At 64.8% G+C, this 24,570-nt stretch carries 20 protein-coding genes and 1 tRNA gene; 17 read left to right on the top strand and 4 right to left on the bottom strand.

Features of this window, described 5'->3' with window-relative positions:
- The first annotated feature begins 51 nt into the window (after nucleotides 1-51).
- The 5 genes from LG299_RS03320 to LG299_RS03300 all read left to right on the top strand — a co-directional run bounded on the left by LG299_RS03320 (nucleotide 52) and on the right by LG299_RS03300 (nucleotide 10,614).
- Nucleotides 52-393 (top strand): YciI family protein, encoded by a 342-nt coding sequence (locus tag LG299_RS03320; RefSeq protein ID WP_404433509.1) that lies wholly within the window; start codon nucleotides 52-54, stop codon nucleotides 391-393.
- A 371-nt stretch (nucleotides 394-764) separates the two neighbouring features.
- Complete coding sequence (locus tag LG299_RS03315) at nucleotides 765-1,742, top strand: zinc-binding dehydrogenase (RefSeq protein WP_404433507.1); 978 nt, start codon at nucleotides 765-767, stop codon at nucleotides 1,740-1,742.
- A gap of 73 nt (nucleotides 1,743-1,815) precedes the next feature.
- Nucleotides 1,816-2,385 (top strand): hypothetical protein, encoded by a 570-nt coding sequence (locus tag LG299_RS03310; RefSeq protein WP_404433505.1) that lies wholly within the window; start codon nucleotides 1,816-1,818, stop codon nucleotides 2,383-2,385.
- A gap of 171 nt (nucleotides 2,386-2,556) precedes the next feature.
- Nucleotides 2,557-4,713: an MMPL family transporter gene (locus tag LG299_RS03305; protein WP_404433503.1), complete on the top strand. Its 2,157-nt coding sequence runs from the start codon at nucleotides 2,557-2,559 to the stop codon at nucleotides 4,711-4,713.
- 258 nt (nucleotides 4,714-4,971) lie between these two features.
- On the top strand, nucleotides 4,972-10,614 hold the full coding sequence (locus LG299_RS03300) for a cell wall-binding repeat-containing protein (protein ID WP_404433501.1): 5,643 nt from the start codon (nucleotides 4,972-4,974) through the stop codon (nucleotides 10,612-10,614).
- A 341-nt stretch (nucleotides 10,615-10,955) separates the two neighbouring features.
- Here LG299_RS03300 and LG299_RS03295 read toward each other — a convergent pair whose 3' ends face one another.
- From LG299_RS03295 to LG299_RS03285, 3 genes are read right to left on the bottom strand one after another with little or no spacing between them, the layout of a single operon-like run.
- On the bottom strand, nucleotides 10,956-11,495 hold the full coding sequence (locus LG299_RS03295) for a YaeQ family protein (RefSeq protein ID WP_404433499.1): 540 nt from the start codon (nucleotides 11,493-11,495) through the stop codon (nucleotides 10,956-10,958).
- A gap of 1 nt (nucleotide 11,496) precedes the next feature.
- Nucleotides 11,497-12,084: a hypothetical protein gene (locus LG299_RS03290; RefSeq protein ID WP_404433497.1), complete on the bottom strand. Its 588-nt coding sequence runs from the start codon at nucleotides 12,082-12,084 to the stop codon at nucleotides 11,497-11,499.
- 43 nt (nucleotides 12,085-12,127) lie between these two features.
- Nucleotides 12,128-12,955, bottom strand: a complete 828-nt coding sequence (locus tag LG299_RS03285; protein WP_404433495.1) for an inositol monophosphatase family protein — start codon at nucleotides 12,953-12,955, stop codon at nucleotides 12,128-12,130.
- 93 nt (nucleotides 12,956-13,048) lie between these two features.
- Between LG299_RS03285 and LG299_RS03280 the strand changes: the two genes are divergently transcribed.
- The 10 genes from LG299_RS03280 (at nucleotide 13,049) to LG299_RS03235 (ending at nucleotide 22,031) form a co-directional block, all read left to right on the top strand.
- A tRNA-Lys gene (locus LG299_RS03280) sits at nucleotides 13,049-13,124 on the top strand.
- Nucleotides 13,125-13,341: 217 nt separating this feature from the next.
- A complete protein-coding gene (locus LG299_RS03275) occupies nucleotides 13,342-14,550 on the top strand; it encodes a substrate-binding domain-containing protein (protein WP_404433493.1) in 1,209 nt (402 codons plus the stop codon).
- A gap of 55 nt (nucleotides 14,551-14,605) precedes the next feature.
- Entirely contained in the window at nucleotides 14,606-15,376 is a 771-nt protein-coding gene (locus tag LG299_RS03270; RefSeq protein WP_404433491.1) for an ABC transporter ATP-binding protein, read from the top strand.
- Complete coding sequence (locus tag LG299_RS03265; protein WP_404433489.1) at nucleotides 15,373-16,086, top strand: ABC transporter ATP-binding protein; 714 nt, start codon at nucleotides 15,373-15,375, stop codon at nucleotides 16,084-16,086. Before LG299_RS03270 ends, LG299_RS03265 begins: the two co-directional genes overlap by 4 nt.
- Complete coding sequence (locus LG299_RS03260) at nucleotides 16,083-16,958, top strand: branched-chain amino acid ABC transporter permease (RefSeq protein ID WP_404433487.1); 876 nt, start codon at nucleotides 16,083-16,085, stop codon at nucleotides 16,956-16,958. Before LG299_RS03265 ends, LG299_RS03260 begins: the two co-directional genes overlap by 4 nt.
- Nucleotides 16,958-18,106: a branched-chain amino acid ABC transporter permease gene (locus LG299_RS03255; protein WP_404433485.1), complete on the top strand. Its 1,149-nt coding sequence runs from the start codon at nucleotides 16,958-16,960 to the stop codon at nucleotides 18,104-18,106. Before LG299_RS03260 ends, LG299_RS03255 begins: the two co-directional genes overlap by 1 nt.
- A complete protein-coding gene (locus LG299_RS03250; protein WP_404433483.1) occupies nucleotides 18,103-19,671 on the top strand; it encodes a class I adenylate-forming enzyme family protein in 1,569 nt (522 codons plus the stop codon). Before LG299_RS03255 ends, LG299_RS03250 begins: the two co-directional genes overlap by 4 nt.
- Nucleotides 19,661-20,350, top strand: a complete 690-nt coding sequence (locus tag LG299_RS03245) for a TetR/AcrR family transcriptional regulator (protein WP_404434778.1) — start codon at nucleotides 19,661-19,663, stop codon at nucleotides 20,348-20,350. The genes LG299_RS03250 and LG299_RS03245 overlap by 11 nt, the downstream gene beginning before the upstream one ends.
- Nucleotides 20,347-21,111 (top strand): 3-hydroxybutyrate dehydrogenase, encoded by a 765-nt coding sequence (locus tag LG299_RS03240; protein WP_404433481.1) that lies wholly within the window; start codon nucleotides 20,347-20,349, stop codon nucleotides 21,109-21,111. The genes LG299_RS03245 and LG299_RS03240 overlap by 4 nt, the downstream gene beginning before the upstream one ends.
- Nucleotides 21,108-22,031, top strand: coding sequence for an alpha/beta fold hydrolase (locus tag LG299_RS03235; RefSeq protein ID WP_404433479.1), 924 nt, complete (start codon nucleotides 21,108-21,110; stop codon nucleotides 22,029-22,031). The genes LG299_RS03240 and LG299_RS03235 overlap by 4 nt, the downstream gene beginning before the upstream one ends.
- Nucleotides 22,032-22,041: 10 nt before the next feature.
- Here LG299_RS03235 and LG299_RS03230 read toward each other — a convergent pair whose 3' ends face one another.
- The gene (locus LG299_RS03230) at nucleotides 22,042-22,296 is read right to left on the bottom strand and encodes a hypothetical protein (RefSeq protein ID WP_404433477.1); all 255 of its coding nucleotides are present in this window, start codon (nucleotides 22,294-22,296) and stop codon (nucleotides 22,042-22,044) included.
- Nucleotides 22,297-22,379: 83 nt separating this feature from the next.
- Here LG299_RS03230 and LG299_RS03225 point away from each other — a divergent pair, with 83 nt between their 5' ends.
- Both LG299_RS03225 and otsB read left to right on the top strand, forming a co-directional pair.
- Complete coding sequence (locus tag LG299_RS03225; protein WP_404434777.1) at nucleotides 22,380-23,792, top strand: trehalose-6-phosphate synthase; 1,413 nt, start codon at nucleotides 22,380-22,382, stop codon at nucleotides 23,790-23,792.
- On the top strand, nucleotides 23,789-24,568 hold the full coding sequence (gene otsB / locus LG299_RS03220) for a trehalose-phosphatase (protein ID WP_404433475.1): 780 nt from the start codon (nucleotides 23,789-23,791) through the stop codon (nucleotides 24,566-24,568). The genes LG299_RS03225 and otsB overlap by 4 nt, the downstream gene beginning before the upstream one ends.
- Nucleotides 24,569-24,570: the final 2 nt, after the last annotated feature.

The following is a 24,570-nucleotide window of genomic DNA, read 5'->3' as shown; positions in this document are numbered from 1 at the left end:
ACAGTTGACTGGCGGTATGCATAATCGTCGGGGCCGACAAGGGAGTGACGCATGACCAAGTACCTGATTTCGTTTCCGGGCGAGGCAATGGAGGTAGCCGACGGCGAGTGGGACACCGTCGTCGAGGAATCGCACGCCGTGATCGAAGAGGCCAAAGCGGCCGGTGCATACGTCTTCGGTGGCGGGGTGAATGAAGACGTCGCACCGTTCCGGGTGACGGGGGATGCCTCGATCATTGACGGGACGTATCCGGGCGTGAACGTTCCGAACGGCGGGTACACGGTCCTTGAGTTGCCCTCCCGCGAGGCTGCGATCGAGTGGGCCGCGAAGATCGCGAAGGCGTGCCGCTGTCCGCAGGAAGTGCGGGAATTCATGTACGACCCAGCGTCCTGATTCCGCTGGGCACAGCGACTGGACGATGATGCCGCGGTCGCCGCGGCAGGCTCGGATCGGGCGCGGGTTGAAGGTGTCGGTCCGATCCCGCTCGCCTGGGCGAGGGAACTGTGCGGCGGGGATGGACCTCACGACTCGGCCGACATTGCATGGTGAACCCGGAGCGGAGAGTCCCCGTCTTCCGACCCACCGACGAACGCCCACCCTTCTAAAAGCTCGCGCGCGCTGTCGCGCGCGAGACTTGTGGTCTTCTGCCGCGTGATCGGCGAAGTCCGCCCAGGCGGCACGTATCGTCGACATTGTGGTTCGCACTCGTGCGGCCGAAGTTTGCACTCACCGCACGAATTTCGTCGACCCTTCAGGAGCCCATCATGCGCGCACTCGTCCACTCGACTTTCGGCGATCCCGCTCAGGTGCTCGAGGTCGCCGAACGGCCGCTTCCCGAACCTGGACCCGGTCAGGTCCGCGTTCGCACGGTGCTCTCGCCCATCCACAATCACGACCTCTGGACGATCCGCGGTAGCTATGGGTTCACGCCCGATCTGCCCGCAGCATCCGGAACCGAAGCTGTCGGCATCGTCGACGCTCTCGGCGCGAACGTCGACACCCTGACGCTCGGCCAGCGCGTCGTCGCCAGCGGGACGTTCGGGGTGTGGGCCGAGTACTTCATCGCCAAGCCGGCGGGGCTCATCCCCGTGCCTGCAGCGATGAGTGATGAGACCGCGGCGCAGCTGATCTCGATGCCGTTCAGTGCGCTCAGCCTGCTCGACTACCTCGACGTGCAGCCCGGCGACTGGATCGTGCAGAACACGGCCAACGGGTTGGTCGGCAAACTCGTCGCCCAGTTCGCCGCCGCTCGAGGAATCCACGTTCTCGGGTTGGTCCGTCGCGATGTGGGCGTCGACGAACTGGCAGCACTCGGCATCCACAATGTCGTCTCGACCGAGAGTGCGAACTGGCGCGACCGCGCATCCGAGCTCCTCGGTGAGAACGCTCCGCGCGCAGCGGTCGACTCTGTGGGTGGCAAAGACTCCGGACGGCTGGCGTCACTGCTCGGCGAAGGCGGAACTCTCGTGTCGTTCGGGTCGATGGAGTCGCCCGTCCTGCAGATCACCTCGGGCGACCTCATCTTCAAGGACATCACCGTTAAGGGCTTCTGGGCCAGTCGCATCAGCAAGACGATGGATGCCGCGACTCGGGGAGCCCTTTTCGCCGAGCTTCTTCAGCGCGTCGGCTCGGGCGAAGTCGTGCTCCCCGTCGAAGCGGTGTTCCCGTTCGAAGACGCGCGCGCTGCGGTCGCAGCCAGCGCCGCGCCCGGCCGTGCCGGAAAGATCCTGTTCCGGTTCTGACGTTCACTTTTCGGATCGCGCATACCTGCCTCGATGACGGGCGCTTTTCCTGGCTGAGGTTAGACTCGTCGCCATGCGAACCAATCTCTCGATGCGTCTTGCCGCCGGCCTCATCGGCGTCTTCGTGCTCGCAGGGTGTACCGCGCAGTCCGACGAGAGCGTCACGCCGGCGCCAAGCAATTCACAGGCGCCGGCACCCACCGATGCGCCGAGCACCCCTGAGCAGTGGGGCGCCGTCGCCCAACAGCAACAGCTCGAGTGGGTTGAGTGGTTGGGCAACTGGGACTTGGCGTCCTGTGAGTCGATGCAAGATCTGAGCGCGTCGAACATCGATTGCACTGTCGCAGTCTTCTCCGCAATCGGGATGGTCGGTACGGCCGCAGAGCTTTGGCCGGCGCTCACGACACCGGGGCACTCGGAGTTCATCTCCACGACTCCGCCGCAGGAGGTTGCAGATCTCATTCCGCCGACCGCCGCTGCGGCAGCGGCAGCGGCCGAAGCGGGCACTGCATGGTCTGAATCGGGATGCGGCTCAGTCGCTGAAGACGCGTGCGTCGACCTCGGCGCGACCTTGGAGACTGCGCTGGCGTCGTACCGGGATTCGCTTGTGCCCTGGGAGCCGTTCATGGCGTCGAACGGCTGAGCACGCACTCACGGTTTGCGCGCTCCATACCCAGGAGCGTATGGAGTAGCGGACGCATCGCGTGTCAATCGAGGATTGCATCGCGTATCCAGTCCAACATGACGTAAGTTGTGGCCCATGGTTTCTGGGGAAAAGCCGCGCTCGTCATCGAAGACTCCGCCGCGGAGAATTGTGCTGGCAGCGGCAATCATTGCGGTGTGGCTGATCGTTTTGCTCGTGGGCGGCCGGATGTTCAGTCAACTCAATGATCTCGGCACGAATGATCGTGTTCAGTTCCTTCCCGGAACCTCCGAGTCGACCATGGTGAACCACATCCAGAGCGAGTTCCGCTCGGCTGGCTTCACTTACGCGGTGGCAGTCTTCACTTTCGACGAACCACTCGACGATCATGCCGGACCGGTAATGCATCAACAGATCACGCGGATGACGCCGATCGAGGGTGTCTCGATCGGCCGGTCCACCCCCATCATCGTCTCGGACGACCGGCTCGCTGCAGTGCAGGTTATTCCGATCAACGCGACCGGAGAGTTGGACCAATCGGTCGAGACCCTGCGCGCGCAACTTCAGTCCGCAGTTCCCGCGGCAACCGGTGTGTACATCACCGGGGGCGCCGGTTTTGCCGCCGATATCATAGCGGCGTTCTCAGGGATAGACGGGCTCCTGTTGCTGGTCGCACTCGGGGCGGTCTTCCTGATCTTGATCATCGTCTACCGATCTCCGCTTCTGCCGATCATCGTTTTGACCACGAGCCTCGCGGCGTTGTGTGGTGCCGTCCTGGTCGTGTCGGGCTTGGCCCGATCGGGCACGATCCTGCTTGCCGGCCAGACGCAGGGGATACTCCTCATCCTTGTCGTGGGCGCGACAACCAACTACGCACTTCTGTACACCGCGCGCTATCGCGAGGCGCTCGGTGTTCACGAGTCCAAGTGGGAGGCGACCAGGGCGGCCCTACGCGGCTCATGGCAGCCGATCGTCGCCTCCGGGCTGACTGTGATCGCGGCCTTGCTCGTGCTGCTGTTGAGCCAACTGGACTCCAATCGCACCCTCGGGCCGATTGCCTCGATCGGCATTGTCTTCGCCCTGTTGGCCTCGTTCACGCTCCTTCCCGCTCTTCTCCTGTGGGCAGGTCGCGTCGCGTTCTGGCCCCGCAAGATCCTCTTCGACCCCACGCCCGTCTCCGACGACGACATTCTCGAGGGATCGAGAGTCTGGCCGCGTCTTGCGAGATTCGTTGCCGCACACCACCGACCTGTGTGGATTCTCACGGCTGTGGTGCTTGCCGTGATGGCAGTAGGCGTTACCCAGCTAAAGGCTGACGGCTCGCCGTCCAGCGAGTATGTGCTGGGCGAATCTCAGGCACGCGACGGGCTCGCCGTCCTCGCCGAGCACTATCCTGCGGGCTCAGGAACTCCCGCAGTGGTCGTCGTAGACACAGAGAGGATGCTGCAAGCGACGGGCGCCGCGCTCGCCGTAGATGGTGTCGACCATGTCCGAATCGCTACCCTGGGCGGCCCATCGCCCATAAACGAGAACGGAATACAGCCGTTTGCCGCTGGCGCGGGAATACCTCTCGCACCGTTGGTCGTGAACGACCGGGTCATGCTCGAAGTGACGCTTAGTTCGGCGGCCGACACGCCCGCGGCCGAGCAGGCCGTGCGAGACCTGCGGCTCGCTCTGGATGAGGTCGGTACCGACATCCTGGTCGGCGGGCAGACGGCGATCGACATCGACTCCAACGCTGCAGCAGCCGCGGACCGCTCGCTGATCATTCCGCTGGTCCTCCTTGCGATTCTTGTCATCCTGATCGGAGTTCTGCGGTCGGTGCTGGCGCCGATCCTCGTGATTGCGAGCGTTGCCCTGTCGTACGCCGCAGCGCTCGGAGTCTCGGCAATCGTTTTCAACGTCGTCTTCGGCTTCTCGGGCGCGGATCCCACTGTTCCGCTTTTCGCCTTCGTGTTCCTCATCGCGCTCGGTGTGGACTACAACATCTTCCTCATGATCCGTGCTCGCGAAGAGACTGCAGTGTACGGACCACGACCGGCGATTCTGCGGAGTCTTGTGCTCACGGGTGGTGTGATCACCTCGGCCGGCATTGTGCTGGCTGCCACCTTCGCGGCGCTGGGCGTCTTGCCACTTCTCTTCCTCGCGCAGATCGCCTTCATCGTTGCGTTCGGTGTTCTGCTCGACACTTTTGTCGTCCGTATCCTTCTTCTCCCCGCGCTGGTGTATGACCTCGGCGCGCGAGTCTGGTGGCCAAGTCGACTTTCGCGACCAGCAGCTCCCGCTGTGGCGCCGAGCGTCGATGAGAAAGTCGCAGTGCTCCAGTAGAACTCTCTTTTGGACTGCGTTCTGTGTGACCGTGCTGGCCTGGTTAGGGCCGCGTGCCCGCTGACGCGCCGGGAGTGCCGTTACGAGAGCGTGAGATAAACCCTGATTGTTTGTTGTGAATCCTCTTGCCGTTTGCTGGGTGGTGAGGTAGAAACATTCCATCGGCCTTTTTTGGGGCGCCGAGCGAGGCAGAACTGGGAACTGCCCGATCACTGGGGAACAATGGAGCGACCCCCGATCGCTCTGGGAAGCATCGTCATGAGCGCCACAGCGTCGCACTTTGGCTCCACGAATTCACTCCGTTCCGGATGGCGGATCGCTCTCGCGATGCTCGCGTCCACAGCGATGGTGGTGACATTGCTGTTCATAACACAGCCACCGCCGGCTGCGGCGGTCACGGACGAGGATCCATCGTTCGTGCTGACGCAGAACGATCTGGAGTTCATCCTCCGCCAGATCCAGGTCTCCGAGGCGCACGCCGCAGACGAGCTCAACCCCGACGTCTACGAGCTGTACTGCCCCGAGCAGGGGCCCAACGCGCAGAACTGCGTGTGGAACGCGGCAGTGCCCAAGGGCGTGCGCACGGTCGACGGCTCCTACAACAACGTTCTCGCTGAGCGGGAGTTGTTCGGCGCCGCCGACGTGGCCTTCCCCCGACTCGTTCCCGCCGAGTGGCAGCAGGCTGACCCTGAGGTCGCCATCCTCGACTTCGAGCCGAACACGCCCGAGCAGACTGCGCTCTGCGACCCGGGCGTCACCTGCTACGACCAGCGCAGCGGCAACGTCTACGACTCGCACCCCCGCGAGATCAGCAATTTGATTGTCGACCAGTCCACGTCCAACCCCGCGATCGAGAACCAGCTTGAGGCCGGTACGGCAATCGAGGTCCCCGGAACCGATCGCGTAACGACGCCGAATACGGCTCCTGACGAGGGTCTCTCTGCCCCGTTCAACACGTTCACCGGCTTCTTTGGTCAATTCTTCGACCACGGTCTCGACCTTGTCGGAAAGGGTGGCAACGGCTCCATCGTCGTTCCGCTCAACGCCGACGACCCGCTGTTCTGCCCCGCCGACGGCACAAAGCCCAACCCGGCAGACCCCGACGGCCCCGAGATCGACTGCAACCCGGACGGCAACTTCCTTACTCTCTCGCGTGCGACGCGAGTAGAAGGCAACGACACCGAGCACATGAACCTCACGTCGCCGTTCATCGACCAGAACCAGACCTACGCCTCGCACCCCGCACACCAGGTCTTCCTGCGTGAGTACGAGCTCATCGACACCGACGGCGATGGCGACCAGGAACCGTGGGCTACGGGGCACCTGATTGAAGGAACCGCTGGCGGCATGGCCAAGTGGCTCGATGTCAAGAATCAGGCTGCGACGATCCTCGGCATCGTGCTGACGGACGCCGATCTGCTCGACGTTCCCCAGGTGCGCGTCGACCCCTACGGCAACTTCGTGCCTGGCGCGAATGGCTTCCCGCAGCTCATCACAGGCGACGGAACCACGTTCGTTGAGGGATCGCTCGCGGGTACCGCCGTTCCCGCCGACGCGCTCGGCACGGGTCACGCATTCCTCGACGACATCGCACACGGCGCGACGCCAATCGTCGATCCGGTCACAGGCGACCTCATCCCCTCGTTCGATGAGAATGGCGACGCCGTTCTCGATCCGATCACCGGCGAACCCGTGCTCACGGGCTACAACATCGCCGCCTTGAACGCTCACTACATCGCCGGCGATGGCCGAGTGAACGAGAACATCGGTCTTACCGCGGTGCATGCTGTGTTCCACGCGGAGCACAACCGCATGGTCGGCCAGATCGAGGATCTCCTCGGAGGTGTCGCAGGCACCGAAGACCTCGTTGCGCAGGACTCCGACGAGCGGGGAGGGCTGGCGCAGTTCGCCGCAGCGTTCCGTGGCGAGACCCACTCGTACAGCTCCGACAAGCCGTCGGACCAGCTACCGGGCTACGTGCCCGCAGTCAACCCGGACGCACTTCCGCCGGTTGCTGGCACCGAGGACGACTGGAGTTACGAAGAGCGCCTCTTCCAAGCGGCGAAGTTCGCCACCGAGATGCAGTACCAGCACCTTGTCTTCGAAGAGTTCGCGCGCAAGATCGCACCGAACATCGACGCCATTCCATTCAACGAAAACGGATACGTCGCAGATGTCGATCCCGCCATCACGGCGGAGTTCGCACACGTGGTCTACCGCTTCGGTCACTCGATGATGACCGAAGAGATCGGCCGCGAGCCCGTCGTCACCGACGAGGCGGGCGTCATTGAGCCCGATGGTATGGGTGATGTCACTTTGCTCGACGGCTTCCTCAACCCGGGGTTGTTCGACGAGTTCGGCGCACTCACACCGGAGCAGGCTGCTGGCTCGCTCATCAACGGAATGACCAGCCGCGTGGGTAGCCAGATCGACGAACACATCGTCGATGTCTTGCGCAACAATCTGCTCGGGTTGCCGCTCGACCTTGCATCGCTGAACCTGATGCGCGGCCGTGACACGGGAATCGCGCCCCTGCAGGCAGCGCGGGCGAGCTTCTTCGCCAATACCGGTGACCCGGACCTTCGTCCGTACGCGAACTGGACCGACTTCGGCCTGAACACCAAGAACGGTGACAACTTCGGCCGTGCAGGTGAGAAGGCATCGTTGGTGAACTTCGTGGCGGCCTACGGCACCCACGAGACGATCCTGAACGCGACCACGCTGGACGAGAAGCGCAACGCCGCGGCTCTGCTCGTGAATGGCGCACCGCAGGGTGAGGAATTCGTTGTCCGGCTCGCCGGACCCGACCGTTTCGACACCGCTAGGCGAATCGCGGAGCGGGAGTTCCTGCCTGGACCGGTCCCGGTGATCTACATCGCCTCGGGAGCAAACTTCCCCGACGCGCTGGCCGGTGGTGCACTGGCGGCAGCAACCGGCGGCCCGGTGCTGCTCACTGGAGCTGGAGACACGGGTGAGCTTCCCCTTGCCACAGTGCTCGCACTGGGAAACCTGACACGGGACAACGTTGTGCCCGCAAGGATCGTGGTGCTGGGTGGCACGAGCGTGATCGGTCCGAACACGGTGGCCTCGCTGAACGCGATATTTGATGATGACCTACCGGTAGAGCGCATCGCCGGTGCAGACCGGTTCGAGACGGCAGCGGCGATCGCTTCCGAGCTCGAGCCGGGCGGACGGGTCTTCATCGCGAACGGGCTGAACTTCCCGGACGCCCTTGCAGGGGCCGCAGTGGCAGCAGCGAGCGGATCGGCGGTGCTCCTCGTGACGCCTACGTCGATTCCTCAGGCCACGATCACTGCGCTGGAGACGCTGCAACCGACAGAGATCGTGATTCTCGGTCAGACCGCGGCGGTTTCGGCAGGCGTTGCCAACCAGTTGGGTGCCTACACCGATGGTGACGTGATCCGGCTGGGAGGTGCCGACAGGTACGAGACGGCAATCGAGATCACGCAGGAGTTCTTCCCCGCAGGGGCAGAACGCGTGTACCTGGCGACCGGTGTCAACTTCCCCGACGCCCTGGCAGCTACCCCGGGAGCAGGAATCAACGGTTCGCCGGTGCTTCTCGTTCCGCCGACGGGGCTGACCCCGGCACTGCGGGCAGAGCTGAGTCGACTGAGCCCGAGCCAGATCTTTGTGCTCGGTGGTACCGCGGTGGTGAGTGAGGCGATCGAGCTCGAGCTCGCCGACTTCGCTCCCGCACCGCTCGTCGCTCCCGATGACCGACTGGCGTTCATGAACTCGACGGTCTACACCGCTCCGAACGGTGATGTCATCGACTGGTCGAACGTGGCCGGAGAGACGATCACTGGTCTGGAGAATGTCGACTTCTGGATCGGCGGCCTCGCAGAGCGGCTGAACCCGTTCGGTGGAATGCTCGGGTCGAGCTTCAACTTCGTCTTCGAGACGCAGATTGAAGACCTTCAGTTCGCAGACAGGTTCTACTACCTGTTCCGCAACCCCGGCCAGCAGCTGTTCGCGGCGCTCGAGGGCAACACGTTCTCAGACATGATCCAGCGCAACACGGACGCGTCGCACCTGCCCGCCGACATCTTCGCTCTCCAGGACCCGGTTCTGGTGATCGATGAATTCGACGGTGTGCTCCCCGAGGGACTGCTCCAGGATGGCGACGGTACGTACCGGTGGGTCGGTGACGAGCACGTCGAACTCCACGGTACGGCCGGCGACGACCGCCTCCGCGGAGACGAAGGCGACGACTCGATCTGGGGCTACGCCGGCGACGACGTGATCGAAGGTGGGTCGGGTAACGATGCGCTCGTCGGTGGTCTCGGCGACGACATCATCACCGACCTATTCGGTGATGACAACATCAAGGGCAAGCAGGGCAACGACGCAATCGACATGGGGTCGGGAATCGACCTCGGAATCGGCGGTAGCGGCGATGACTTCTTGGTCAAGGGCGGTGGGGACGGAACGTTCTTCGCCGGTCTCGGTGATGACATCGTTCTCGGCACCAGTGGTCGCATGATCGTCTTCGGTGGCGAGCACAACGACTGGATCGAGGGTTCGAACTCCGGAGCCGAGTTGCTGCAAGGCGACAACGCCGACCAGAGTCAGAACGACACCCTCGGTGGTGATGATGTGGTCATCGGCCGACTCGGCAACGATGACGTCGAAGGTGAAGGCGGCAACGACATCCTCGTCGGCGAATCCTCCGGAACGGACCGTCACCTCGGAAACATCGGCTACGACTGGCTGACCTACTATGGCCAAACGGCGAATATCACGTCGGACTGGGCATACAACCGGCTGTTCGATGTAGGCAACCCGTTGCCGTCACGATTCGACCTCATGGAGGCACTCTCCGGTGGCGCGGGCGACGATATCTTGCGCGGAGCTGCGGTCGACGGTGGCGACATCCCGGCTCAGGAGATTCCTCTGCACAAGCTCACGCAGGCCGCTCTCGACCTGATTCCTGGCTTCGAGGCCATTCTCCGACCCGAGGGGCATGAAGACTACGCCGCCCGGTTCATGGAGCCTGGCCCCGACGGAGATGCGGGTCTGTGGAACGAGGTGATCATCGGTGGTGGCGGAGACGACACGATCGAGGGTCGCGGCGGCGATGACTTCATCGACGGTGACTCGTACCTCCGTGTGCAGCTCGAGTACACCCTGACTGGAGAGCGGTTCGACAGTGCTGCTCAACTCCAGGCGCGTGTGTTCAGCGGTGAGATCAACCCGGGCGACATCGATATCGTCCGCGAGATTGTCACCTCTGACACCGCAGACACGGATGTCGACACGGCCGTCTACATCGGTTCGATCGACGAGTACGCGGTAACCGATCTCGGTGACGGCTACTACCGGGTGGAGCCGGTTGACGCTGACAACCCGCCGACTCAGCCGGTTCTGGTAACGGAGGGCGAAGGGTCTGACATCCTGCGCAACATTGAGTTCGTTCAGTTCAACGATGGAGTGCTGGCGCTCGAGCCTGTAGCCGCGGAGATCGCCTTCGACACGGAGACGCCGACTGACGGCACAAACGATGCTCCTGGATTGATCACTGCCGAGCTCCTGCAGCTGGACTCGGAGGAGCCGTTCGACCTGACGGGCGCGACGAACGTTGTGTTCACGTGGGCTGCTACGCCTGGGCCTGCCGTCCCCGGACCGGCAAGCCTCTGGACGGCGGTGGAGAATGGCAACGGGCTGGCGACGCTTCCGCTCGCGGACGATGACCTGGTGGGGCAGTTCCTGCGGGTTACCGTCACCTGGGCCGATGCGGATGGCATCCTGCGATCTGTGACCTCCGGGCCGACCGCGGCCGCGGTGGCAGCTGATCCGCTCGAGGCGCCTGCGCCTCCTCCGGTAGATCCTCCGGTAGATCCTCCGGTAGATCCTCCGGTAGATCCTCCGGTAACGCCCTAGGGCGGCAGGGAGAGAACTAAGTCATGACGCCGCTGGCGCAGGTGCCAACACATCTGCACCAGCGGCGTACTGACATTTGAACCCAAAGGGTCGGTGCTCCCCCCAGAGTCCGAACCCGACCGGTCCGAACTATCACCCACCGCGGACCGGAGCCCCGCCGAACGAGCGAGTGAGCTGGTGGTCCCTGGGTCGTTGACTAGAGCGTGCGAAGGCTGGTGTTCCCCAGCACAGCTCCCGCACGGTCGACGTCTTTAAGCGACAAGTGGGCACAGCCTCCGACGGGAAGTGGGCCGAAGGGCCGGACTCTTGAGTCCGGTCCTTCGCGTATGTTCGGGCGTGCGCTACGCCACCGCGCGCTGGTGGACCTCGGTCTCAAGCGTGAGCCCGTTCAGCTCGAAGTACAGTCGCCGCTCGGTGATCGACACCGTCATACTGTTGCGACGCTCGAGCGCACGAACCGCGGCGTCCACGAAGCCGGGGTCGAAGCTGTAGAGCGAGATCTCATCGGCGCGATGGATCTTCTTTCCCGCCCACACCGCGGCGACCTTGGCAGGGTCACGGTGCGTGTAGACGGCGACCCGATCGGCAGCGAGTGAACCGGTGTGCAGGCGCGCAGCATCCGGAGCACCGACCTCGATCCACGCGACCAGCGCGCCCGTCATGTCGCGGACCAGAACCGCCGGCTCATCGGTGGATGACACGCCCTCGCTGAACGCGATGCCCTCTTGAAACTCGAGGCAATAGGCGAGCACGCGCGTCAGCATGAAAGCGTCCGTCTCGGACGGATGCCTCGCCACGCGCAGTGTCAGTTCGTCGTAGACCCCGCGATCGATATCAGCGAGTTGTACCGCGAAGGTGTGGATCGTGGCGCCGATCGCCATCTCAGGCCGGGGGCCAGGTGATGAGCAGCAGACCCTGCTTGGTATCGGCGAGCTTGACCCATCCGTCGCCGAAGAAGTACGTCATACCGTATCCGTCAGCGTCGGTCGCGATCGTCGTTTCAGGGTTCTCGGTGATGTACACGCCGGTCTCGGCCTCTTCGCGCACCCAGCCCTGCGAGACGAGCTCGTCCTGCGCCGCAGTAGCTTCGGCGTCCTCGATCGGACCCCATCCGAAGATCAGGAGATGATCGCCGGCAGGCCCCGCGAAGTCGGCCCACACACACTGCAGACCCTCGGGTACTTCGAGAGCCCCTATGTAGAGCGAATCGGCGCGCACGGTCCAGCCGATGGCTCCGAGCTCGTTGACGGTGTCTTCCGGAATGATCGCCTCGCACGTCGGGTCACCCACTGGCTCCACGCTCGCGCTTGCCTCGGGCACCGGCTCCGTAGCTGTCGCACTCGGAGTCGGTGCCGTCGACACGGACTCCGAAGGTGCGGGAGAAGCGTCGGGAGCACATCCGACGAGCAGGGCTGAAGCCACTGCGAGCACCAGAGCCGTCGTTCCGAGACGAATACGTGGGGGGATCATCGAGCGGTACTCCGTAGGGGGGTAAGAGTGCGAGGGATTCGGGTCAGGGGGAGTGCAGGAGGGTCAAGAAGTCGTCGTGGAGAACGCGGTTCGTCGCGAGCGCCGACCGTGAGGCGATCGAGTCGGCACCGTCGAAGTCGGTGAACTTGCCGCCCGCTTCGGTGACGATCGGCACCAGCGCGGCGACGTCGTACTCTTTGACGCCGAACTCGGCAACGAACTCGAGTCGCCCTTCGGCCAGCAGCATGTACGGCCAGGTATCGCCATAGCCGCGGTCGCGCCACACCGCACGCGACAAGCGCATGAGTGCGTCGAGGTGGCCGGTGTCGTCCCACTGGCTGACGCTCTGAAAGCTCGCGCTCGACTCAGCGATCGAGTCGATACCTGAGACGCTAACCCGACGGGGAGAACCGTCAGGGTTGTTCGTCCACGCGCCGAGTCCGGATGCTGCCCACCATCGTCGCCCGAGAGCGGGCTGGCTCGCCACGCCGATGCGTGGCACGCCGTCGATCGACAGCGCGATGAGCACCGTCCACATCGGGATGCCCTTGAGATAATTGGCGGTTCCGTCGATTGGGTCGATGATCCACTGGCGCGCCGAGTCACCGGTAACGCCGAACTCTTCGCCGAACACGCCGTCGCCGGGACGTTCGGCTTCGAGCATCGCGCGGATGGCGCGTTCCGTCGCCAGGTCTGCTTCGGTCACGTGCGACGCATCGGCCTTAGTCTGGACGTCGAGATCCGGCGCATCGAAGCGACTCATGGATGCTGCATCCGCCGCATCGGCCAGCCGCAGAGCAAGCGCGAGATCTGCGCTGAGATCGCCCTCGAACGGCGCGTCGAACGACGGGGAGGATTCAGGCGAGGTCACGTGCTCAAGGATACTGTCCGTGTTGTGGGCTCGATTTCCGGGTGACGCAATCGTGATGGTAATGTTGACCCTCGGTTGCCTCGTCGCATCCACGCACCTCTAGCTCAATCGGCAGAGCAACTGACTCTTAATCAGTGGGTTCTGGGTTCAAGTCCCAGGGGGTGCACCACACGCTCTTCCCATCGACACGGCCTCGCATTCGCGGGGCCGTTGTTCTTGATCGGGGTGGTCTCTACAGGTCGCGAATCGATAACGATGACCGCAGCATCCCGTGTCGACTTGACGTTCCGCGCCCTAGTTCCTACATTTGCCAGTACCTGAATCAGTTTTCAGGTACATGAATCTTCCAACGAGCGAAGATCCTTCCAATGGTGAAAGGCACGCACATGCGGGTTACGAAGAAGTTGCTCCTGGGCTCCGTGGTTGCCACGGCAGCACTCGTCCTGGCGGCGTGCGCGCCGCAGGCCGCCGCCCCCGACAGCAGTGCATCCGGATCTGCGCCCGCAGGCCCGGCTGAGATCACGGTCGGCATCGTCACGAGCGAGACCGGGCCGCTGGCTGGCTACGGCAAGCAGTACCTCGACGCGTTCGAGGTCGGCCTCGACTACGCGACCGACGGCACGGGCGAGATCAACGGCACCACGATCATCGTCGAGAACAAGGACGACGCGGGTGACCCCGACAAGGCAGTGACAGCCGTCAAAGAGCTCATCGGCGCCGGCGTGAACATCATCGCCGGCACCGCATCGTCCGGCGTCGCTCTCGCCGTGGCGGAGCAGGCCGCGCAGAACAAGGTGCTCTACATCTCGGGGCCAGCTGCTGCCGACGCGATCACGGGCATCAACGAGTACACCTTCCGCTCGGGCCGCCAGTCCGCGCAGGATGTCGCGACCGCCGGCACCTTCCTCGACGAAATCGAGGGCAAGAAGATCACGGTCTTCGCACAGAACACCGCGTTCGGTACGGGCAACCAGGCCGCCGTGACCGCGATCCTCGGCGCGCAAGGCGCGACTGTTGACGCCGTCCTTGTCCCCGAAGACGCGACGGAGTTCACGCCGTTCGCTCAGCAGGTGCTCGCCGGCGCTCCCGACCTCGTCTTCGTGGCCTGGGCCGGCGCAACTTCCGGCGCGATGTGGCAGGCGATGAGCCAGCAGGGCGTCATGGATGCGATCCCGGTCGTCACCGGTCTCGGCGACACCGCCACCTTCGGCGCCTACGGCGAGGCATCCGAGCAGATCAGCTTCCTGAACCACTACTTCGCGGGCGGCCCCGACAATGAGGTCAACACCGCGATGGTCGAGGGCCTCGAGGCGGCCGGTAGCGCTCCTGATCTCTTCAGCCCCGACGGGTTCAACGCCGCCCTCATGATCGTTCACGCGATCGCGGAGGGTCAGGGTGAGGTCGACGCGATGGTTTCGGCGCTCGAAGGGTTTGAGTTCGAAGGCCCGAAGGGTTCGATGACGGTCCGCGCCAGCGACCACGCCCTTATCCAGGAGATGTACCAGGTCACGCTGGTCGCCGAGGGTGGCACGTTTGTACCTGAGCTCGTCGACACGGCTGCCGCCGACGCCGTCGCGCCCGCCGAAGCCCAGTAACACCGCTACGTCACCGGCCCGCGTAGTCCCGAGCATCCCTCTGGAGAACTGAAGTATGAACACCCCCGTCCCGCCCGCGCTGAGTATTGAAGGCCTTGGCCTTCAGATCGGCGGCGCGACAATCCTGAAAGACGTCGCCCTCGAGATCGAAGCCGGCTCACTTGTCGGCGTCATCGGGCCCAATGGCGCCGGCAAGACCACGCTCTTCAACGTGATCTCCGGCATCATGAAGCCCACCTCGGGACGCGTTGTGATGGACGGCACCGACATCACGTCGGCGTCCGTGTCTGCTCGGGCACGGGCGGGACTGGGGCGCACATTCCAGACATCGAGCCTCTTCCCGCGGCTCACGGTGCTCGAGAACGTGCGGCTCGCCGCACAGGTGTCGCTCGGTGGTTCGGCATCCCTCTTCCGCATTCCGCGGCGGACGGATGCTGCCACCGAGCTGGCCCTCGAGAAGCTCGAGGCCGTCGGTCTCAGCCACAAGCAGGACACCGCCGCCGGCGACATGTCACACGGCGACAAGCGCAAACTCGAGATCGCTGTGCTCTTGGCGACCGATGCGAGCATCGTGCTGCTGGATGAGCCGATGGCGGGAGTCGCCTCCGGCGACGTCAGCGGGCTCGTCGAGAACATCCGCGATCTGCAGCGCCAAAAGGGCTGCACGGTCCTGATGGTGGAACACCACATCGACGTTCTCATGGGTCTCGTCGACAAGGTGGCCGTCATGTACTTCGGCACCATCATCGCCTTCGACACCCCGCAGAACATCATGAACGACCCGCTCGTCCAGAGCGCCTACCTGGGAACGGGCACCGCCGCATGAGCAACATTCTCGAGGTGGTCGGCCTGCGTTGTTCGATCGCCGGTCAGCAGGTCGTCGAAGACGTGACATTCGAGGTGCCTGCCACCGGGATCACCGCAGTCCTCGGCCGCAATGGAGTCGGAAAGACCTCGACGCTCCGCGGCATCCTCGGTCTCATTCAGCGGTCCGGGCGCGTGACTCTCGCCGGCGAGCGGATCGACGGTCTTCCTACGCACAGAATCGTCCAGCGCGGTGTGGGGTATGTCCCGGAAGACCGCGAAGTGTTCGCGAAGCTCAGTGTCGCCGAGAATCTCGCCCTTGCCGAGCGTCAGAAGAACCCACGCCGTGAGTTCGTGGCGAACCTCTTCCCCGATCTCGTGCAACGCCGTGACCAACAGGCCGGAACCCTCTCCGGCGGTCAGCAGCAAATGGTCTCGGTTGCGCGGGCACTCCTGAACGACAACCAGATCCTCTTGGTCGATGAGCCCACGAAAGGTCTCGCGCCCAAGATCGTCGCCGAGGTGACCGACGCCCTGCTCGAGGCATCCAAACTCGTTCCCATCCTGCTGGTGGAGCAGAACCTCGAAGTCGTCCGCCGTCTTGCGACCGGAGCGATCGTCATCGGTGGGGGCCGCGTGATTCACACCGGCCCAGCGCTGAGCATCCTCGATGATCCTGACCTCACCCGCCGACTCCTCGGCGTTCACGCAGAGAGCGAGGCCACAACATGAGCACTCTCGTCCTCACCCTCATCACCGGCGTCGGTCTCGGTGCCCTTTACTTCCTCGTGGCGAGCGGGCTGAGCCTGATCTACGGCCTCATGCACGTTCTCAACTTCGCCCACGGCGCGTTTCTCACCCTGAGTGCCTTCGTGGGCTGGATGGTTGCCCAGGCTCTCGGCACCGACTCCTGGGGGTCGTTTCTCCTCTCGGTGCTCGTCGGGGGAGCGGTCGGCGCCCTCTTCGCGATGGTGACCGAGTTGATCCTCATCAGACCCCTCTATGAACGGCATATCGAACAAGTGCTCGTCACGGTCGGTCTCTCGTTCGCAGCGGTCGCGCTCTTCGAAGGGATCTGGGGCACTGACCCGATCAACATCGCGGGCCCGCCCTGGCTGAAGCAGACCACTGAGATCCTCGGAGCGCGCATCCCGAACACCTACTGGGTGCTCATGGTTGCCGCAGCTCTCGTGCTCGCCGCCCTCGTGCTTTTCCTGCAGAAGACGCGCTACGGCATGATCATCCGTGCCGGAGTCGAGAACCGTTCGATGGTGACCGCACTCGGCATCGACGTCCGCCGATCGTTCACTCTGGTGTTCGCGATCGGCGGAGCAGCAGCGGGCATCGGCGGGGTCCTCGCGATGCACTACTCCACGTTCGTGTCGGCACACCTCGGCCAGACGCTGCTCATCTTCGCCTTCATCGTCACCGTCGTAGGCGGCCTCGGTTCGCTCACCGGTGCTGCTGTCGCGTCGGTACTCGTCGCGGTGCTGCAACAGTTCGCCAACTTTTATCTCGGTGGCACCGGTGACTTCATCGTGGTCATCCTGCTCGCGGTCGTGCTTCTGGTTCGGCCGTCTGGACTCCTCGGGAGGAAGGCATGATGGCCTCCGCACGCACTCGTTCACCGATCGCGCGTTTTGCGCCCGCCATTGCCGGTGTCGCCCTGGTGATCTTCATGGCGATCCTGCCGCTGCTGAACATCTCGATCCCCGGCATTCTGCCGACGCCGACCTATATGCCCGGCACGCTCGCGCTCCTGTCGCTGTGCATGGTCTTCGCGGCTTTGGCGCTGTCGTACAACATGTTGCTGGGCTCGGCGGGCATGCTGTCGTTCGGTCACGCCTTGTACTTCGGAGCCGGTGCCTACGGTCTCGGCATCGCGCTCGAGCACCTCGGCGTGCCGCTCTGGCCAGGCATCTTCGTCGCGCTCATCGGCGGCATGATCATCGCCCTCCTCACCGGTGCGGTCGCCATGCGCGTATCGGGCATCCCGTTCGCGATGGTGACGCTCGCTTTCGCGCAGGCCGGCTCGCTCCTGGTGCGCCGCAACTCCGCTGTCACGGGCGGCGAAGAGGGTCTCAGCATCAACACCGAGCAGGTGCCCGACTTTTTGATCGGCGTGATCAACACCCGCAACCTCTATTGGTTCACGCTCGTCGTACTGGTGATCGTGTACTTGGTCACTCTGTGGGTCGACACGTCCCGCCTCGGTCACCTGGTGCGCGCGACCCGTGAGAACGAGCAGCGCGTCCGAGTGCTCGGGCTCCAGCCGTACCAGGTGAAGCTCGTGGTCTTCGTGATCGCGGGAATCCTGGCAAGCCTCGCCGGGGTCGCCTACATGCTCCTGCAGTCAGGCACCGTGCCACGGGCAGTGTCTGCCGACCTCACCATCACTGTTCTCGTCATGGTCGTGCTCGGTGGCGTGGGGTTCCGTTGGGGTGCCATTGTTGGCGGTGTGCTCTACACCTTGCTCGATCAGCGACTCACGGTGCTCGCAGGTTCCGAAGCGATCGCCGGTCTGCCTGACTTCTTGCGCATCCCGCTCTCGGAGCCGCTGTTCATCCTCGGTGTGCTGTTCATCATCGTCGTGATGTTCCTCCCCGGCGGTATCGCCGGGACGATCGACAGCGCCGTCCGGCGTCGCCGAGGCGACCACGCGCGCGGCGCGCTGCAGTCGCTGGATGGCGTCGACACTGCAGATACAGGCACGGCCACGCCCGCCGAACCGCCGTCAAGGGTGCGCGCGTGACTTGGGAAGCCGGGCCGTCAGACGGGCCGCACACGGTGGGCCGTTGGCTCACCGACCGTGCGTCGCAGTCGCCGCGGCGCATCGCCATCGATGACCGCGGCGTAACGATGGACTATGCGACGCTCGCCCTGCGCGCCTCTGACCTCGCGGACGGCTTTCGCAGGGCAGGCTATGGCCCGGGAGATCGCATCGCGACCGTGTCGGGCAACTCGGCCGATCACGTCGTCGCGTTCTTCGCGTGCGCCCTCGCTGGGCTCGCCTTCGCGCCTTTGTCGTGGCGCCTGACGCCCCGAGAACTGACCGACCTCATTGCGCGATCAGACCCCGCGATCCTCCTCGCCGAGGACGAGTACGCGGCACTTGTCGGCGAGGCCGTGCGCGCGCTCGACACGGGCGTCGTCGTCGTAGCCCTGGGCACAACGGGGGTCGAGGCATCCGTTCCCGCCGCGAGATCACCGCGAGCCGCCGCGCGACCGGTCCGTGACGACGACGCTCTGCTGATCATCTTCACCTCCGGAAGCGAAGCCGCTCCGAAGGGTGTGGTGCTCACCCACGCGAACTGCTTCTGGAACAACCTCGCCCTCGCGAGCGCGGTGCCGATCGGTCCGGATGACGTCGTGCTGGCGATGCTTCCCCAGTTTCATGTGGCGGCGTGGAACTGTCAGCCGCTGCTGGCCTGGTGGGTTGGCGCGACGGTCGTGCTCGAGCGGTCCTTTCAGCCCGCTCGCGCGCTGCAGCTGATCAGCGAGCGTCGAGTGACGGTGATGATGGGCGTCCCCACGCACTACGCGCTGTTGGCGGCCGATCGTGAGTGGTCGTCGACGGATGCCTCGTCTTTGCGCGTCGCGTTGGTCGGCGGCGCGACCATGCCGGCGAGTCTGCAGGACACGTGGACGCGGCGAGGAATCCCGCTCACACAGGGTTATGGCCTGACCGAAGCCGCTCCGAACGTTCTGCACCTCCCGGCGGCTGAGGCCGTGTCTTTCCCGGGTGCTGTCGGCCGGCCCTATCCGCACGTGTCGGTCCGACTGGTCGACCCCGAGACCGAGCTGCCACTCGAGGGCGAGGCGACGGGAGAGCTGTGGGTCCGCGGACCGAGCGTGTTCGCCGGCTACCTCGACGACGAGATGGCGACCGCCGCCGCCATGCGCGGCGAATGGCTGCGCACCGGCGACCTCGCGCGCCGCGATGCATCCGGTGTCTTTCGCATCGTCGATCGAATCAAAGACATCTACATCTCGGGCGGCGAAAACGTCGCGCCCGCTGAGGTCGAGTTCGCGCTCGCGCTGCACCCGCTGATCGAAGCGTCCGCGGTGGTGGGCGTACCTGACCCGGTGTGGGGGGAACGCGGCGTCGCGTTCGTCGTACGCAAGGCGGAAGCCATTCTTTCCCGTGATGAGGTCCTTGCACATGCACGCCGAAATCTGGCCGCGTTCAAGGTGCCGGTTCGCGTGGAGTTCGTCGATGCGCTGCCGCGCTCGACGATCGAAAAGCTCGCAAGATCGCGCCTCCGCGCGCTCGCGAGGAGACTGCAGGAGGGGGAGCGGAATGAGCATGTCATCTGAGCTCATCGACGACGAGGGCGAACTCGTTTCGCCCGCGACGGGACGGCCACTGACGAAACGCGGCGAAGCAACTCGTCGTCGACTACTGGAGGCGGCCGAGGTCGTGTTCGCCGAACAGGGCTACCACGAGGCATCCATCGTCAAGATCACCGAGCGTGCCGGCGTGGGCCTCGGCACCTTCTATCTCTACTTCGACAGCAAGCAGTCGATCTTCGAGGCATTGGTCATCGACCTCAACCGTCGTGTTCGTCACGCGATGTCCGAAGCCATGGCCGACGCCGGGTCGCGTCTCGATGCAGAACGCGCGGGCTTCGCCGGGTTCTTCCGCTTCACCGCCGAGCACCCCGCGCTCTACCGCGTTGTGCGCGAGGCCGAGTTCGTCTCGCCCGAGGTGCTGCGGTTGCACTACACGCGCATCGTGGACGGCTACGAGGCCGGACTCCGTGCCGCCCAGCGGGCGGGCGACGTCGATCCCGAACTCGACCCGGCGACGACCGCCTGGGCGCTCATGGGTATGGGCGAGCTCATCGGCATGCGCTTCCTCCTGTGGGAACGCGACGCCGACGGCCGTCCGCCCGCCGCGATGGACCCCGCGGTCTTCGACGCAATGTCGCGGTTCATCGACAACGCGCTCGCTCCGCGGACCCAAGAACCAACGCAGAAAGACGAAAAGGGATGACTGAGCACCACCTCATTCAAGACCTGACGCAAAAGCGAGCACTCATCACGGGTGGGGCGAGCGGTATCGGTCTCGCGTGTGCCCACGAGTTCGCCCGTCGTGGAGCGCACGTCACCATTGCGGACGTGAATGCGGATGCTGCGACCGCCGCCGCGACCGAGGTCGGTGGAGAGTCGTGGGTTGTCGACCTCGCTGATACTGCAGCACTGGATGACCTCATCCTTGACGTCGACATCCTCGTCAACAACGCGGGATTCCAGCGGGTCAGCCCGATCCAGGACTTCGATCCCGACGCCTTCCGGCTCGTCTTGCGTCTCATGCTCGAGTCGCCGTTCCTTCTCGTCCGTGCGGCCTTGCCCGGCATGTACGAGCGTGGCTGGGGGCGAGTGATCAACATCTCGAGCGCGCACGGCCTTCGAGCGAGTCCCTTCAAGTCGGCCTACGTCGCTGCGAAGCATGGCCTCGAAGGGCTGTCCAAGGTCACTGCGCTCGAGGGCGGCCCACACGGCGTCACCAGCAACTGCATCAATCCGGCATACGTCCGAACCCCCCTCGTCGAGAAACAGATCGTGGACCAGGCGAAGGTGCACGGCGTCGCCGAAAGCGAGGTCGTGGAGAAGATCATGCTCACCGAGACCGCGATCAAGCGCCTCATCGAACCCGATGAGGTCGCCTCTCTCGCGGGATGGCTCGCCTCCGATAAGGCTGGAATGGTCACCGGTGCCTCCTACACGATGGACGGCGGGTGGACGGCGCGATGACCCGCAGCCACACCTATCGCACCATCGCTGTGCCCGTCGCTGGTGGCGATCTTCGGGTGGCGGTGTGGGATCCGATCGACGAGAGCACGTCAGCGGTGACGGATGCTGCCCCCTCGGTCCTGCTGATCCACGGGGTGACCTCCTCGCACCTCGCATGGTCGTTCGTCGTTGACCGACTGCCTGGTGTCCGCGTCATCGCGCCCGACCTGCGCGGACGCGGGGGCAGCAACACGCTGACCGGACCCGCGGGAATGCGTGCGCATGCGCACGACCTCGCCACGACACTCGACTCGCTCGGCATCGATCGCATTGTCGTCGTCGGCCACTCGATGGGGGCCTTCGTCGCGGTGAGCTTCGCTGACCTGTTCGAAGACCGCGTAGAGCGACTCGTACTCGTCGACGGGGGACTCCCGCTCGATGTGCCCAAGGGGCTCGATGCCGCCACCATGATGTCGAGCGTGCTCGGGCCGACGGCTGCTCGCCTGTCGATGCGCTTTGCGGATGCTGACGCCTATCTCGACTTCTGGCGCGTGCACCCCGCGTTTCAAGCGCCGTGGACTCCAGAGCTCGAGGCCTACTTCACCTACGACCTCGTCGATGACGGCGAGGGGGCCCTGCGCCCAGCGACGAGTTATGCAACCACGGCCGAAGACACCGTCGACCAGAACAGCGGGACGACGCTCAGCGACGCTATCGCGAGGTTGCGGCATCCGGCCCGATTCGTGACGGCGTCTCGTGGGCTGCAGAACGAAGAGCCGGGGCTGTACACACCCGCACACCTCGCCCGTGTGCTCGCCGAATCACCCGCGGTCGAGCACGAACGCCTCGACGACCTGAACCATTACACGATCGTTCTCTCGGATGCTGGAGCCGACGCGGTCGGTCAGGTCATCCGGGAAGAGCTGGCCGTCGTCGCCTGAGCGCGCCGGATCAGGCACTCACGCGGCGCTTGAGCAGCTTCTTCTCTTTGCCGTGGATGGGTGAGTCGTTCGGAATGACCTCACCCCGCGAGGCCCTTCGCGTGTCGACGAGGGCGCCGATCGCCAGGGCGAGCGTGATGCCCCAACTGAGCCATGCCAGCGCGGTGCGCCAAGTGAACGGCGCATCATCGCGCATGGATCGGAGCAGACCGAGTCCGCCCGAGACAGCGGTGATCATGCCGGTGCTGAAGAGGTACTTGCGCATACTCCCACGCTACCCGTCTGTGCGCGCCAGGGCATCCGTCACGGTAGCCTGAAGTGACCGACCGCACACTCCCGGGAGGGCACATGGCTCAGGCCGAATTCGTCGTAGTCGCCAATCGTCTGCCCGTTGACAGGGTCGATGGTCCCGATGGCGAACCCGCGTGGCGGCGTTCACCCGGCGGTTTGGTAACAGCACTCGAGCCCGTGATGCGCGAAGCCCACGGCGCCTGGGTCGGCTGGCCCGGCCAGGCCGACCTCGAGGTCGAACCCTTCGAATTCGAAGGCACAGACCTCGTTCCGGTGATGCTTACGGCGGACGACGTCGAGCTCTACTACGAGGGCTTCTCCAATGACACGATCTGGCCGCTGTACCACGACGTGATCGCCGCTCCGCGGTATCGGCGGGTGTGGTGGGACGCCTACGTGCGCGTAAACCGCAGGTTCGCCGAGGCAGCGGCTGCCGCGGCGGCACACGAGGCGACGGTGTGGGTGCAGGACTACCAGTTGCAACTGGTCCCGCAGATGCTGCGCGAGGCGCGGCCGGATCTCACGATCGGCTACTTCCACCACATTCCGTTCCCCGCATACGGGCTCTACTCGCAGTTGCCCTGGCGTAGGCAGGTGCTCGAGGGACTCCTCGGTGCGGACGTGATCGGGTTTCAGCGCGTGGCGGACGCAGGCAACTTCGCCCGCGCTGTGCGCCGCCAACTCCGGTATGAGACGCGCGCCTCGGGCATTCGCGTGCCCCAGTCCGACGGCACGAGCCGCACGGCACTGGCCAAGGCCTTTCCGATCTCGATCGATGCCCAGTCGTACGCCGACCTCGCCGCGCGCCCCGACATTCAGGCACGAGCGTCCGAAATTCGCGAAAGCCTCGGCAACCCGCGCCGCATCCTTCTCGGCGTCGACCGCCTCGATTACACCAAGGGGATCCGCCATCGTCTGAAGGCCTACGGTGAGCTCGTCGAAGACGGACGCATCAGCGTCGAAGAGGTCACTCTCGTCCAGGTGGCAAGCCCCAGCCGAGAACGCGTCGAAGCGTATGTTCAGCTGCGCGACGAGATCGAGCTCATGGTCACGCGCATCAATGGTGACTACGACACGCTGGGCCACAGCGCGATTCGTTACCTGCATCAGGGCTACCCACGTGAAGAAATGGTCGCGCTCTACCTGGCCGCCGACGTGATGCTCGTCACGGCGCTCCGGGATGGGATGAATCTGGTCGCCAAGGAGTACGCCGCAACTCGGATCGACAACCGAGGAACACTGGTGCTCAGTGAGTTCGCCGGCGCCGCCGACGAGCTCGGCACGTCACTGCGTGTGAATCCGCACGACATCGATGCGCTGAAGGAGACGATCATGCGCGCGATCGAGATGACCCCGGCTGAGCAGGGTCGACGCATGCGCGCGATGCGCCGTAAGGTGCTCGAAGGCGATGTGGCGGCGTGGTCGAAGTCGTTCCTCTCGGCTCTCGACGCGACACGAGAGAACTCATGAGCGCCTCGGTCAAGGCACTTCACGGGATCGCCGGCGCGGATCGACTGCTGATCGCTCTGGACTTCGACGGCACGGTTTCGCCGTTGATGGACGAACCCATGGCCGCGCGAATGATTCCCGAGGCTGCTGCGGCGATCACCCGACTCGCCGCGCTGCCTGAGACCACGGTCGCTTTCGTGTCGGGCCGCAGCCTCGCTGACCTCCGCGAGATCGCCGAGCACGGCGACGAATCACCGGTTCTGCTTGCGGGCAGCCACGGCGCCGAGTTCTGGGTTCCGGGGGAGGGCGCGATCGAGCCTGAGCCCGACTCGATCGACGCCGACCTGCGCGACACCCTCTATCGGCACGCCCAAGACGCGACCGCGCACCTCGAGGGTGTGTGGATCGAGCCGAAGGCGTTCGGGCTGGGTGTGCACACGAGAGTGGCGGATGCCTCCACCGCCGCCGAGGCGAACGCCGCGATCGACGCGCTCGTCGCGGCCGAGGCATCCCACTGGCGCCGCCGCACCGGCAAGAACATCGTCGAGTACGCGTTCCGTCACGAGGGCAAAGACTCCGCTATTGCCGCGCTGCGCGCGCGCATCGATGCCACCGCCGTGCTGTTCGCCGGCGATGACGTCACGGATGAGGACGCTCTCAAGAGCCTCCAAGCCGAAGATCTCGGGGTTCATGTCGGCGAAGGACCGACGGCGGCGAGCGTGTGTGTGGCCTCAGTCAAGGAAATGGCCGCGCTTCTGGAGATCCTCGCGACCGAGCGCGAGTCTGCTCGGGAATAGAC

Source organism: Microbacterium lacus (assembly GCF_044794305.1).
GTDB classification, from domain to species: Bacteria; Actinomycetota; Actinomycetes; order Actinomycetales; family Microbacteriaceae; genus Microbacterium; species Microbacterium lacus_B.
The sequence above is the reverse complement of the archived record's forward strand: the minus strand, read 5'-3'. Positions and strand labels throughout refer to the sequence as shown.